Source organism: Streptomyces sp. Ru62, from assembly GCF_002920615.1.
Lineage (GTDB): Bacteria > Actinomycetota > Actinomycetes > Streptomycetales > Streptomycetaceae > Streptomyces.
The window spans coordinates 127,316-140,001 of record NZ_PQSU01000025.1; the positions used below are offsets into that span (position 1 = coordinate 127,316).

General features: G+C 71.4%; 9 protein-coding genes. 5 read left to right on the forward strand and 4 right to left on the reverse strand.

Going from position 1 to position 12,686, the window contains the following annotated elements:
- Window positions 1-96 precede the first annotated feature (96 nt).
- From C3492_RS30540 to C3492_RS30555, 4 genes are all read left to right on the forward strand, one after another.
- Complete coding sequence (locus C3492_RS30540) at window positions 97-1,728, forward strand: M48 family metalloprotease (protein ID WP_103815869.1); 1,632 nt, start codon at window positions 97-99, stop codon at window positions 1,726-1,728.
- An 84-nt stretch (window positions 1,729-1,812) separates the two neighbouring features.
- On the forward strand, window positions 1,813-2,922 hold the full coding sequence (locus tag C3492_RS30545; RefSeq protein ID WP_103815870.1) for a hypothetical protein: 1,110 nt from the start codon (window positions 1,813-1,815) through the stop codon (window positions 2,920-2,922).
- Window positions 2,923-3,010: 88 nt separating this feature from the next.
- Complete coding sequence (gene msrA, locus C3492_RS30550; RefSeq protein WP_103815871.1) at window positions 3,011-3,670, forward strand: peptide-methionine (S)-S-oxide reductase MsrA; 660 nt, start codon at window positions 3,011-3,013, stop codon at window positions 3,668-3,670.
- Window positions 3,671-3,774: 104 nt separating this feature from the next.
- The gene (locus C3492_RS30555; RefSeq protein WP_103815872.1) at window positions 3,775-4,500 is read left to right on the forward strand and encodes a hypothetical protein; all 726 of its coding nucleotides are present in this window, start codon (window positions 3,775-3,777) and stop codon (window positions 4,498-4,500) included.
- Window positions 4,501-4,645: 145 nt separating this feature from the next.
- Here the strand turns inward: C3492_RS30555 and C3492_RS30560 are convergent, their stop codons facing one another.
- Complete coding sequence (locus C3492_RS30560) at window positions 4,646-5,686, reverse strand: NAD(P)-dependent alcohol dehydrogenase (protein WP_103815873.1); 1,041 nt, start codon at window positions 5,684-5,686, stop codon at window positions 4,646-4,648.
- 171 nt (window positions 5,687-5,857) lie between these two features.
- On the opposite strand from C3492_RS30560, the gene C3492_RS30570 reads away from it, so the two are divergent.
- Entirely contained in the window at window positions 5,858-6,766 is a 909-nt protein-coding gene (locus tag C3492_RS30570; protein ID WP_181140633.1) for a helix-turn-helix domain-containing protein, read from the forward strand.
- A 69-nt stretch (window positions 6,767-6,835) separates the two neighbouring features.
- On the opposite strand, the gene C3492_RS30575 is transcribed toward C3492_RS30570, so the two are convergent.
- The 3 genes from C3492_RS30575 to C3492_RS30590 all read right to left on the reverse strand — a co-directional run bounded on the left by C3492_RS30575 (window position 6,836) and on the right by C3492_RS30590 (window position 12,639).
- A complete protein-coding gene (locus C3492_RS30575) occupies window positions 6,836-10,081 on the reverse strand; it encodes a S8 family serine peptidase (RefSeq protein ID WP_258055978.1) in 3,246 nt (1,081 codons plus the stop codon).
- A gap of 303 nt (window positions 10,082-10,384) precedes the next feature.
- Window positions 10,385-11,068, reverse strand: coding sequence for an ABC transporter ATP-binding protein (locus C3492_RS30585; RefSeq protein WP_103815878.1), 684 nt, complete (start codon window positions 11,066-11,068; stop codon window positions 10,385-10,387).
- A 122-nt stretch (window positions 11,069-11,190) separates the two neighbouring features.
- The gene (locus tag C3492_RS30590; protein WP_103815879.1) at window positions 11,191-12,639 is read right to left on the reverse strand and encodes an ABC transporter permease; all 1,449 of its coding nucleotides are present in this window, start codon (window positions 12,637-12,639) and stop codon (window positions 11,191-11,193) included.
- Between the last annotated feature and the right edge of the window lie 47 nt (window positions 12,640-12,686).

The following is a 12,686-nucleotide window of genomic DNA, read 5'->3' on the forward strand; positions in this document are numbered from 1 at the left end:
CAAAACCGCCAAGCACCGCCCGCGACCGACCGGCGCACCGCCGGCCCGGCGCTCCGTCATGTCCCTTTTCCGAGGTCCTGTGGGGGGATCTGCCCGATGGGCGCAACTCTGCGCGCGCTGCGCGCCCTCGTCCTGCTGCTCGGCTTCTATCTGCTGAGCCTCGTCCTGCTCGCCGCGCTGATCGGCATCGACGTCCTCGTGTTCAGCTGGGGACACGGCCCGCTCACGGCGAAGGTCGGCTTCGTCACGGTACTGCTGGCCATCCCCGTCGTCCGCGGCATGCTGATGCTGCGCACCCCGAAAGGTGAGGACGGGCACGGCATCCCGGTCACCGAGGCCGACGAGCCCCGGCTGTGGGCACTGGTCCGGGAGTTGGCCACGGCGGCCGGCACCCGCGCGCCCGACCGGATCCTGCTCACCGGCGAGGTCAACGCGGCCGTCAGCGAGAACCCGCGGCTGCTCGGCCTGTTCCCCGGCCCGCGCCGGCTCTACCTCGGCGTCCCGCTGCTGACCGGCCTGACCGAGGCTCAGCTGCGGTCCGTACTCGCCCATGAATTCGGGCACTTCACCGGCGGGGACACCCGGCTCTCCGCGCTCGTCGTGCGCGGGCGCGTACAGATCGGCCGGGTCATCGGCCAGTTCCACGAGAAGGCGGACGACAAGGTCGCCGCCGACCGGGCCCGGCAGGAACGCGCGTCCGCCAAGCGGATCGCCAAGGGCAAGAACGCCAAGCGGATCGACACGACCGGCGTCGGAGCGACGTACCGGACGATGGCGAAGATCTACACCGCGTACGGCAAGCTCTACCTGCGCGCCTCCCTCTCCACCGCGCGCGGCCAGGAGTTCGCCGCCGACCTGACCGCCGCCCGGATCGCCGGACGTGACGCGACCGCGTCGGCGCTGCGCGAGATCCCGGTCCTGTCCGCCTCCCACGACTTCTACCTGGAGTCCTACGCCACCCTCGGGCTGCAGGCCCGGCTGCTGCCGCCGCGCGGCGAGTTCTTCGGCGGCTTCGGCCGGCTGCTGACGGCCCGTGAACTGGAGCTGGCGGGGCTCCGCTCGGAGCTGCCGGAGGAGCCGGCCGGGCCGTACGACTCGCACCCGCCGATCGCCGAGCGCGTGCGCCGGATCGAAGCGCTGCCCGCCGACGGCCGCGCCGACGAGGCCAAGGGGGCGGCGCTGGCCCTGCTGACCGACCCGGCGCGCACTCAGGCCGCCCTGGAGGACGCCGTCCTCGCCGACGAGCTGCTCCGCTACCCGCGCGCGGCCGGCTGGCAGGATCTGCTGGACGCCTCGATGGCCACGGGCCTGTCGGCGGCGCAGACCCCGCTGCACCGGGCGCTGACCCAGTACACCGGGCAGTCGGCGACGCTGTCCGCGCTGCTGGACGTCATCGACGACGGCCGGCTGTGGCGGGTGGCCGAGCAGCTGCCGCTGTCGGAGGAGGCGTCCGCCGCGAAGGGGCGGGCGTTCCGCGAGTTCGCACGGCCCGTGCTGCGCCGCTCGCTGCGCACCATGGTGCTGGCCGAGTTCAGCTCCCGTTCGCTGCTGCACTGGGAGTTCTCCTGGTCCCGCCCGGCGACGGTGCGACTGCCCGGCTGGGGCTCGGAGACGGAGGACGACGGCCCGGAGGCGGCGCTGGAGGCGGCCGTCGAGGCGGCGCTCGCCGACCACCCCGACACCACCCGGCTGCGGGCGCTCCTGCCTCCGGCGACCCAGAACGCCTGACGGGCCGCGGGCCTGCCGACTCTCCGGCAGGCCCGCACCGCCCCACCACCGCCGTACCTCCCGAAACGAACGGACCGACCCCCGATGACCGTCCTCTTCTGGATCCTGGGCATCCTGGCCGTGCCCACACTGATCTTCGTGCTGTGGCTGGCCTGGGTGTTCCTGAAGGAGCTGTTCCACCCTAGCCCGGACGACGACGCGGAGGCCGCGGAAGCCGCGCGGGCCGCGGAGAAGCTCGGGCTGCTGCCCGCCGAGCGGCAGAACACCGACTTCGCCGCGCCCCTGCCGGCGGAGTGGACCGCCGCACTCACCGCGGTGCGCGGTGACGACTGGCGTCCGGCCGCCGACCTGCTCGCGGCGATCGGCCGGGACTGGGAGCGCCGGTCGGCGCTCGCGTACCTGCTGGCGGACCGCGCGGCCGAGGAGGACGGGTGGCTGCTGGCGTGGGAGGCCGAGCGGCGCGACGACCCCGACGCCGCCGTCGTCCGGGCGCGCAGCACGGTGATCCTCGCCTGGAAGCTGCGCGGTGCGAAGACGGCCCAGTACACGACCCGGGAGCAGGCCGAGGGCTTCCACCGCACGCTGGTCTCCGCCCGCGAGGAGATCGCCCGGGCGGCGGCGCTGAACCCGGACGACCCGACGCCGCACGTCGCCGAGATATGGGTGGCGCTGGGCCTCGGCTATCCGAACGCCGAGATGGACAAGTTGTGGGCGGAGATATCCGCCCGCGCCCCGCACCACTACGAGGCCCATTTCTCGGCGCTCCAGTACTGGTGCGCGAAGTGGCGCGGCTCGGAGCGGCTGGCCTTCGAGTTCGCCGAGCGGGCCGCCGCCGACGCGCCGCTCGGCAGCCTGCTGACGGCGCTGCCGCTCATCGCGCACTTCGAGCACGACGGGTCGGAGGACACCGCGGCCGACAACACGCCCGAGATGCTGGCCCGGGTCGAGGCGGCGCTCCAGGACGCCGCGGCGGCGGACCCGTCCCACCCGCGGTTGCCGGAGCTGCGGCACCTGCTGGCGTTCTACCTGCACCTCCAGGATCGCAACGAGGCGGCGCTGGAGCAGTTCAAGCTGGTGGACGGCCATGTCAACGCGCTGCCGTGGCGCTACCGGGGTGACATGGCCGGGCACTACTGCCGGGTCCGCAACACCGTGGTGCAGGCGGTGCGGGAGGCCGCGCCGGCGCCCGCCTGACCGGAATGCGGCGGGTCCCCCGGACGTTCTCGACGGTGCCGGCAGGCAAGGCCGCCGGCACCCCACCCCAGACCGACAGGGAGACCCCATGCTCTTCGGCCGCACGCCCCGGCTGCCCACCCCCGAGCAGGCGCTCACGGGCCGCCCCGCACTCGCCTACGAGGTTCCCGACCGGCACACCGTCCTCGGCACCCCGCTCCTCGGCCCGTACCCGGAGGGCCTGGAGGTCGCCGACTTCGGCCTCGGCTGTTTCTGGGGCGCGGAGCGCACGTTCTGGAAGCTCCCGGCGGGCGTGTACACGACTCTGGTCGGCTACCAGGGCGGGTACACCGAGAACCCGACGTACGAGGAGGTCTGCTCGGGCCTGACCGGCCACACGGAGGCGGTCCGTGTGGTCTACGACCCGCGGCAGATCTCCTACGACCGTCTGCTCAAGACCTTCTGGGAGTCCCACGACCCGACACAGGGCTTCCGTCAGGGCAATGACGTGGGCACCCAGTACCGCTCGGCGATCTACACCCACAGCCCGGAGCAGGCGGCCACGGCACAGGCCTCCCGCGAGACCTACCAGAAGGTCCTGACCTCCTCCGGCTACGGCACGATCACCACGGAGATCCTCCCGGCCGAGGGCCGCCCCTTCCACCCCGCCGAGGCGTACCACCAGCAGTACCTCGACAAGAACCCCGCAGGCTACTGCGGTCTGGGCGGCACCGGCGTGTCCTGCCCGGTCGGGGTCGCGCGAGCCTGAGAGAAGCCGGACGCCGGACGCTAATTCGGGCGACGGCTCCCGGTCCCTCCCCGTAAATTCGCCCCTCATGCCGAGACGGATCGGCACGGAGCGAAGGGGAGGGTATGGGCAGTCGGGTCTTTCTCATCGGTGGGGGCTGGGACCACGCCGAGGTGTACGAACCGTTCCTGCGGGAGCTGGGCGGTGAGCGGCGGGTCGGGTGCCTGATCCTCGACGAGGGGGACGGGGCCGCGCAGTTCGAGCGGTACACGGCGGCGCTGCGGAAGGCCGGGCCGCCGTGCACACCGGTGCCGTTGCTCGTGCCGCTCGGTGGCCGGTTCGAGCCGGAGGCCGTGCTGGACGGGATCGACGGGCTGCTGGTGTGCGGTGGGCTCACGCCCGCGTACCAGGACGCGCTCGCGGACTGCCTGGAGCGGCTGCCGGCGCTGCTGGCGGCGCGCGGGATGCCGTACGCCGGTTTCTCCGCCGGTGCCGCCGTGGCCGCGCGCCGGGCCGTGGTCGGCGGATGGCTGCTGGGCGGGGTTGCGGTGTGCCCGGAGGAGACCGGGGAGGACCTGGCGGAGATCGAGGTGCGGCCGGGGCTCGGCCTGGTGCCGTTCGCGGTGGACGTGCACGCGGCCCAGTGGGGCACGCTGGCGCGGCTGGTGACGGCGGTCGCGCGGGGGGACGCTCCGTACGGGGTCGCCCTGGACGAGAACACGCTGCTCACGGTGGGGGACGGCGAGGCCCGCGTGGCAGGAGCGGGGCGGGTCCATGTCGTACGGCCGACGGGAGACGGAGCCGTCCTGGTGCGGGCTCACGGCGCCGGGGAGGGCTTCGGTCTCGGGTAGCGCCCCCGAAGGGGCGCGGGAACTGCGCGAACGGCCACGACGGCTCGCACCCGGCAGACGATCAGCACCCGGCGGACGATCCGCCGCGGGCCGTAGCCCGGCAGGGCCACGGCCTCGCAGGGCTACGGCCGGGCAGGGCCGCAGGTCAGATCGTGGCCGTGTCGATCACGAAGCGGTAGCGGACGTCGCTCGCCAGCACCCGCTCGTACGCCTCGTTGACCTCGGCCGCGCTGATCAGCTCGATCTCGGCGCCGATGCCGTGCTCGGCGCAGAAGTCCAGCATCTCCTGGGTCTCGCGGATGCCGCCGATCATGGAGCCGGCGAGCGTCTTGCGGCCGCCGATCACCGAGAAGAGGTTGAGCGCGATGGGCTCCTCGGGGGCGCCCACGTTGACCAGGGCGCCGTCCGTCTTCAGCAGCGACAGCAGCGCGCCGAAGTCCATCGGCGCGGACACGGTGGACACGATCAGGTCGAAGGTGCCGGCCAGCTCCTCGAAGGTCTTCGGGTCGCTGGTGGCGTAGTAGTGGTCGGCGCCCAGCTTCAGCCCGTCGTCCTTCTTGCGCAGGGACTGGGACAGGACCGTCACCTCGGCGCCCATGGCGTGCGCGATCTTGACGGCCATGTGGCCGAGACCGCCGAGGCCGACGACCGCGACCTTCTTGCCGGGGCCCGCGTTCCAGTGGCTCAGCGGGGAGTAGGTGGTGATGCCCGCGCACAGCAGCGGGGCGGCGACGTCCAGGGACAGTCCGTCGGGGATGCGGACGACGTAGTTCTCGTCGACGACGATCTTCTCGGAGTAGCCGCCGTAGGTCGGCTCGCCGTCCTTGCCGACGGCGTTGTAGGTGCCGACCATGCCGTTGAGGCAGTACTGCTCCTCGCCTCGCAGGCAGTTCTCGCACTCGCGGCAGGAGTCGACCATGCAGCCGACCCCGACCCGGTCGCCGACCTGGAACTTGGTCACGCCGGGGCCGACCTCGGCGACCACGCCCGCGATCTCGTGGCCGGGGACCATCGGGAAGATCGCCTCGCCCCAGCCCTCGTGGACCTGGTGGATGTCGGAGTGGCAGATACCGGCGAACTTGATGTCGATCAGGACGTCGAACTCGCCGACCGCGCGTCGCTCGATGGTCGTCCGCTCCAGCGGGGCCTTCGCGGCGGGCGCGGCGTATGCGGCAACAGTGGTCATGCGGAGGATCTCCTAGCGGGGGGTTCCGCGCCCGGCTGCCTTCCTGCCGGGCACGGCGTCCAGCCTGCCGCGCGAGGCGCCGCCCACCCAGACCACGCCTTTGCGTACGACCGCGGTGCGTACTACTGGCGGGGTCAGGCTCCTGCGCCTACGACCAGGAATACTGGACGCATGGACAGCAGGGACGAACAGCCGGACGCAAGCGTGGTCACCGGCCGGCCCCTGGACCGGCGGGCGGAGCTGAGCGAGTTCCTGCGCAGCCGGCGGGCCCGGCTGAAGCCCGAGGACGTGGGACTGGCCGAATTCGGACGGCACCGCCGGGTGCCGGGGCTGCGCCGGGAGGAGCTGGCGCAGCTGGCCGGAGTGTCGGTGGCGTACTACACCCGCCTTGAGCAGGGCAACGGCCGTAACGTCTCGGCCGAGGTGCTGGACTCGATCGCCCGGGCGCTGCGGCTGACGGACGCCGAGCACGCGCACCTGACCCACCTGGCCAAGCCGAAGGCGCACAAGAAGAAGCCGGTGGCACGGCAGCAGCAGGTGCGGGCGGTGCTGCGGCAGCTGCTGGACACCATGGAGGGCGTGCCGGCGTACATCGTGGGCCGGCGCGCGGAGATCCTCGCCTGGAACCGGATGGCGGCGGCCCTCTTCGGCGACTGGGGGGAGCTGCCGCCCGCCGAGCGGAACTGGGCACGGCTGGTCTTCCTGCGCCCCGCCTACCGTGAGCTCTTCGTCGACTGGGAGCAGAAGGCGATCGACATCGTGTGCGCCCTGCGCATGGACGCGGGGTGCGATCCGGACGACGCGCGTCTGTCGGCTCTGGTGGGTGAGCTGTCCGTCAAGAGCGAGGAGTTCCGCCGGCTGTGGGCCACGCACGACGTCAAGGAGAAGAGCCATGGCGTCAAGCACCTGCACCACCCCCTGGTGGGTGACCTGGCCCTGAACTTCGAGAGCTTCCGCCTGACGGACGGCTCGGAGCAGTCCCTGCTCACCTATCACGCCGACCCGGGCTCGCCCTCCGCGGACTCCCTCCGTCTCCTGGCCAGCTGGGGCGCCGACGCCACCCGCGCGGCAACGCGCTGAGGGGTGCACCGGAGGCTGTCCTCCGGTGCACCCCTCGTCAAGGAGCGTTGCGGTCTACCGCGCTGCGGCCTACTTGCCGAAGTACGCGTTGTAGATCGTGATCGCCGACGTGTTGCCCTTCTTGTCGGTGATGTTGGCGCGGAACGAGATCGCCTTGTTCTTCGCCGGGTTCTTGACGGTGATCTTGCCGTTCTTGACGGTGACCTTCTTGAAGTTCTTGCCGTCGTAGGAGACGTAGACGGCGAGGGACTTCAGGTTGCCGCCGGCGGCGGAGCCCTCCACGGTGACCGGGAAGGTGACCGTCTTGCCGGCCGCGACCCGGCTGTCCAGGCCGGTCGTGGCGCCGAAGTGCAGCGCGGAGGCGGGGAGCTGGACGAAGTCCGCCGGCTTCTTGGAGCGGAAGGTCCAGGCCGCGTCGATGCGCGTCGAGGCCTCCGACACCTTCGCGGACCGCTTGACCGAGGTGGTCAGCTTGTACGCCGCGTCACCGGACGGCACCTTGAAGGTGGCCTCGCCGAACAGCGGGTCGGTGTTCGAGCCGACCTTGGTGCCGTTGCGGTACAGCGTGGTGTTCACCGAGGTGAACAGCGAGGACCCGGCGTGCTTGCCGGAGTCGGCGAACAGCGGCAGCGCACCGAAGATCTCGTTGCCGTCGCGGAACAGGCCGAAGTCCTTGCTGACGTGCGGGCCGAAGACGGCGGTGTTGACCGTCTTGGTGTAGGTCTGGCCGCCCTTGAAGGTGAACCGGCCGAGCCCGTAGCCGGCCTCGGTGATCGGGAAGCCGTCCTGGTCGACCCCGCCGTCCTGCTGGAATTGCAGCTCCCACTTCACGCCGCCCGTCGCGGACAGGTGCAGGGTGCGGGTGCCGGGCAGCTTCTGCGGGATGCCGATGGAGGAGGCGCCGGTGCTGCCGGGCAGCCAGCCCACCGCGTCGATCGTGCCCTTCTTGCCGCTCGCCGCCGCGCCCAGCCGGGCCTTCACCGTGGCGAGTTCGCTCGCCTTGTAGTGCTTGGTGTAGCCGGTGGCGAGCTGCTTGACGGCACCGCCGGAGGTGACGTCGTACTCCTCGGTCGCGCCCTTGCTCCAGTGGCCGTCCCACTGCTGCCACAGCGTCCCGGCGGGAAGCTGCGGGCCCAGGTGGGCGGTGCGGAAGTTCTTGTACGTGTCGAGGAACCAGCCGTAGCCGTACTGGCCGTCGCCGACGGTGACGTCGTACTCCGGCGAGGCGAACTCGGACTTCACGCCCGAGGCCGGGACGGTGATGTCCACCGGCTTGGCCTTGCGCGCGTCGATGGTGATCGTCTGCTTCTTGTCGACGGTCAGCTTCGGCTGCGCGATCCAGTCGATGCCCTTGGAGGCGTCCTGCGGGTCGCCGTACAGGGAGGTGTTGAGGATGTACGTGCCCTTGGGCGCGCGCACCTTCACCGTGCCGGACTTGTCGTACGGGTTCAGCCAGACGCCGTTGGCCAGGCCGGCCACGCCGCTGACGTCGGCGCTGTAGTACGGGGCCGGCTTGCCGTCGCGGCCGATGAACTTCAGGGTGAGGTCGTACGACTCCACCTCGCGCTGCACCGCGGCGGCCGTGCGGACGGTCTGGCCGCCGCCCGTCGCCGTGACGTACGCCGAGTAGGCGCCGTCGACGGTGCCGCCCAGCTTGGTGTCGACGGTGAAGTCGGCCGAGGCCGTGCCGTGCGCCGGGACGGTCACCGTCGTCGCGCCGAGCTTGAAGAAGCCGGCCGGGGCCGCCGCGCCCTTGGGGTTGGTGGCGGTGCTGCTCAGGGTGAGCGTGACGTCCTTGTCGCCGAGGTTGCGGTACGTCAGCTTCTTGGTGACCGGCTTGTCGTCGGTGTGCGGCCACTGCTGCACGCCGAAGCTCACCGACACCGGGTCGGCGACGATCGACTGCTTGATGGCCTTGTCGACCTGGATGCGGCCGGTGCCCTGCTGGAACGGCGTGTACTTGCCGCCCTTGGTGGAGCCGGTCAGGGCGCCCTTCAGCTCGGCGTAGCCCCAGTCCGGGTGCTCCTGCTTCAGGATGGCGGCGGCGCCCGCGACGTGCGGGGTGGCCATCGAGGTGCCGGAGATGGTCAGGTAGCCCTCGGGCTTCTCGCCGACCTCCTGGTCGATGACGCTGCCCTTGGCCGCGGCGGCGGTGATGTCCACGCCCGGCGCGGTGACGTCCGGCTTGATGGCGCCGTCGCCGGCGCGCGGGCCGGTGGAGGAGAAGTCGGCGAGCTGGTCCTTGTCGTCGACGGCGCCGACGGTGAGCGCGGCGTCCGCGCTGCCCGGCGAACCGATCGACTGGGGGCCCTCGTTGCCCGCGGCGATCGCGAACAGGACGCCCTTCTCGGTGGAGAGCTTGTTGACCTCGGCTTCGAGGGGGTCGACCTCGGGGGTGTCGTAGCCGCCGAGGCTCAGGTTGATGACGTCGGCGCCCTGGGAGGCCGCCCACTCCATGCCGGCGAGGATGCCGGAGTCGTCACCGAAGCCGTTGTCGTCCAGGACCTTGCCGTTGAGGAGCTTGGCGTCCGGGGCCACACCCTTGTACTTGCCGCCCGACTTGGCGCCGGTGCCGGCCACGATGGAGGCGACGTGCGTGCCGTGCCCGAAGTGGTCGGTCGCGTCGGCGGCGGGGGTGAAGTTCTTGGACTCGGTCACCTGGTCCTTGAGGTCCGGGTGGCTGGTGTCCACACCGGTGTCCAGGACGGCGACCTTCACGCCCTTGCCCGTGTAGCCGGCGGCCCACGCGGTGGGGGCGCCGATCTGCGGCACGGACTTGTCGAGGGCGGCCTTGCGGACGCCGTCGAGCCAGACGTGGGCGATCCCGGACGCGCTCCGGTCGCCGTTGGTGACGGCGTCCCACAGGTCGGCGGTGTCCTTGACCGGGGTCTGCACGGCGTCCGCGTTGAGCGCCTTCAGGCTGCGGCGCAGGGTGCCCGCGTCCCGGACGTCGGCCTTGGCGGCGGTCGCGGAGCCGCGGTAGCCGACGATGACCTTCAGGCCGTTCTTCTGGGCCTTGCGGGTGGCGGCCTTGTTCAGCTCGGTGATGTCGAACAGGCGCTGGTCCAGCGTGCCGGAGGCGACCAGGTGGGCCGCGTCGGCGGGGATGACCAGCGTGTGTCCGGAGGCCTTGCGGACCTGGAAGGGTATGTGCTCGCGTCCCTCGGCCCGCTCCAGGCCGACGACACGGCCCTTGGCGTCGAGGGCGACGCGGTCACCGGTGATCAGGGTGACGTGGTGCTTGACGGCGGCCTTCGAGGCGGCGGTGGCAGCCACCGAGGCGCGGCCGGGCTTCGCCGACGCCGGGCTGGTCATACCCGCTGCGAGGGCGACTGCTGCGGCCGTTGCCACGGTGGCCGCAGCCGCTCTTTTCACTTGTCTGCGCAAGTTCTCCCCCTGGAGATGGAGTACCGGGCGAATTCCCCATTCACCCGGTCGGGGGTGGACTCGCACGTATGCACGTCAACCCCCCGGATCACGCAGTATGCCGGGGGGTGATCAGTGGGCTCAATAGATGAGAGGACGGTGAGAAAGCGCGCCAGGAAACTGTTACGCGGCGGCCGGGACACCGTTACACAACCGCGAAGTGCGCCGCGATCAGCCTGTGTTATGCGGCCGTCAGGTGGCCGCGTTCTCCTTCACGGTGATCTTCCCCTTGCGCAGCGTGGCCAGGCGCGGAGCCTTCTTCGCCAGCGTGGAGTCGTGGGTGACCATGATGAACGTCAAACCGTGCTCCTTCCAGAGGCGTTCGAGTACGTCCATGATCTCGTCCCGCATTCCCTCGTCCAGGTTGCCGGTCGGCTCGTCGGCCAGCAGCACCTTCGGTTTCTTCACGACGGCCCGGGCGATGGCGACGCGCTGCTGCTGCCCTCCGGACATCTCGCCGGGGAGATGTCCGAGGCGCTCGCCCAGGCCGACGGACTTCAGTGCCTCGGCGGCGAGTTCACGGCGTTCCTTCACCTTGATGCCGAGGGGGACGAGGGCGGTTTCCACGTTCTCCTGGGCGGTGAGGGTGGGGATGAGGTTGAAGGACTGGAAGACGAAGCCGACGCTCTCGCTGCGCACCCTGGTCAGCCGGGCCTCGCTCAGCCTGGCCAGGTCGGTGCCGTCCAGGACGACTTCGCCGGAGGTGGGACGGTCGAGGCCGCCGAGCATCTGCAGGAGCGTGGACTTCCCGCCGCCGGTGGGGCCCTGGATGACGAGCCTGTCCCCGTCGGGGATGGTGAGGTCGATTCCGTCGAGGGCGTGGACGGTGTCCTTGCCCCGGGTGTAGCGCTTGGTGACGTTGTTCAGTTCGTACATGGGGGCTCCGGGATCTGTTTCGGGGTGGGTGCGCGCTCGTTCTGGCCGTCGGTCCGCGGGGGCTGGGCGCGCGGGTTCCCGCGCCCCTCGGCCGGACCGGCCGGCCCCGCCGGGAAGCCGGCCTACTCCACCCGCCTCAGCGCGTCCGCCGGGCGCAGCCTGGACGCCCGCCAGCCGCCGAACGCGCCCGCGATCAGGCCGCCCGCCACCGCGAGGCCCACCGCCAGGACGATCGTGGTCACGCTCACCGGGGCCGTGAGGGCCACCTCCAGGGTCTTCGCCGTCCGCCGGCCGGGGCCGCCCGCGAAGCCGGCGCCGCCGCCCCCGCCGAAGCCGCCACCCGTGCCGCCGCCCACCTGGGCCTGGAGGCCGGGGCTGATGGCGGTGACGACGTACGCGCCCGCCAGGCCGAGGGCGATGCCGAGGGCGCCGCCGACCAGGCCGTTGACCATGGCCTCGCCGACCACCTGCCGGGTCACCCGGCCCGACCGCCAGCCCAGCGCCTTCAGGGTGCCGAACTCGCGGATCCGCCGGGAGACCGCCGAGGAGGTGAGCAGGCCGGCGACCAGGAAGGCGGCCACCAGTACCGCGAGGGACAGCCACTTGCCGACGTCGGTGGCGAGGGAGGAGGCCGTGGACAGGGAGCCGGAGACGGTGTCCGCGAGGTCGGCGGAGGTGGTGACCGTCGTACCCGAGACGTTCTTCTGGATCGCCGACTTGACGCTGTCGATCTTCTTCGAGTCGGCCGCCTTGACGTAGATCGTGGTGACCTTGTTCTTGGCGTCGCCGAGGGTCTGGGCCTGCTTCAGCGGAATGTACAGGTTGGCGGCCGCGTCGCCGCTGTCGGCGGTGGCGATGCCGATCACCGTGAACTTGACGCCCTTGATGGTGACGGTGGAGCCGACCTCGTACTTCTTCTCCTTGGCGTAGGCGGAGTCCGCCACGACGACCTTGGCACCGGTCTCCGTCGTCTTGAACGTACGGCCGCTGGTGATCTTCGAGGAGGTCAGCGGGCCGAGGCCGGGCTTGGTGACGTCGGTGCCGTACACGGAGTAGTTGTTGACGTCGAAGTCGGCGCCGCCGCCCTTCACCTCACCCTGCGGCTGGCCGGTCCCGCCGCCCCGCTGGAAGCCGCCGCTCTCGTCCTGCTGGAACTGACCGCGCGTGAACTGACCGCTGACCTTGAGGACCTGGAGGCTCAGCCCACCGACCGCGTCGGAGACGCCGGACTGCGAGCCGACCTCGGTCACCGTGGAGGCCGACAGGGTCTGGAAGCCCTGCACCATGACCCGGTCGCTGCTCTGGGTGGAGTCGTCGCCGTTGTTCTGCGCGTCGAACCGGAAGCGGGGCCGCTGGGCGTCACCGGTGGACGCCGACGCCGCCTTGGTCACCGTCATGTCGGTCCCCAGTCCGTACAGCGACTGGAGCACCTTGTCCTGGGCCTTCCCCATGCCGTTGGAGACGGAGTTGACCACGATGACCAGCGCGATGCCCAGCGCGAGGCCGGAGGCGACGACGAGGGCCGCCTTTCTGCGGCGGCGCAGTTCGCGCCTCAGGTAGGTGAAGAACATGGCCGCAAGCTAGGGACGGACCGTGATGGCACCATAAGGCCGACATA

Coding starts and splice junctions, on each gene's coding strand:
- C3492_RS30540 (WP_103815869.1), top strand. CDS start 97: ATGGGCGCAACTCTGCGCGCGCTGCGCGCCCTCGTCCTGCTGCTCGGC.
- C3492_RS30545 (WP_103815870.1), top strand. CDS start 1,813: ATGACCGTCCTCTTCTGGATCCTGGGCATCCTGGCCGTGCCCACACTG.
- msrA (WP_103815871.1), top strand. CDS start 3,011: ATGCTCTTCGGCCGCACGCCCCGGCTGCCCACCCCCGAGCAGGCGCTC.
- C3492_RS30555 (WP_103815872.1), top strand. CDS start 3,775: ATGGGCAGTCGGGTCTTTCTCATCGGTGGGGGCTGGGACCACGCCGAG.
- C3492_RS30560 (WP_103815873.1), bottom strand. CDS start 5,686: ATGACCACTGTTGCCGCATACGCCGCGCCCGCCGCGAAGGCCCCGCTG.
- C3492_RS30570 (WP_181140633.1), top strand. CDS start 5,858: ATGGACAGCAGGGACGAACAGCCGGACGCAAGCGTGGTCACCGGCCGG.
- C3492_RS30575 (WP_258055978.1), bottom strand. CDS start 10,081: ATGACCAGCCCGGCGTCGGCGAAGCCCGGCCGCGCCTCGGTGGCTGCC.
- C3492_RS30585 (WP_103815878.1), bottom strand. CDS start 11,068: ATGTACGAACTGAACAACGTCACCAAGCGCTACACCCGGGGCAAGGAC.
- C3492_RS30590 (WP_103815879.1), bottom strand. CDS start 12,639: ATGTTCTTCACCTACCTGAGGCGCGAACTGCGCCGCCGCAGAAAGGCG.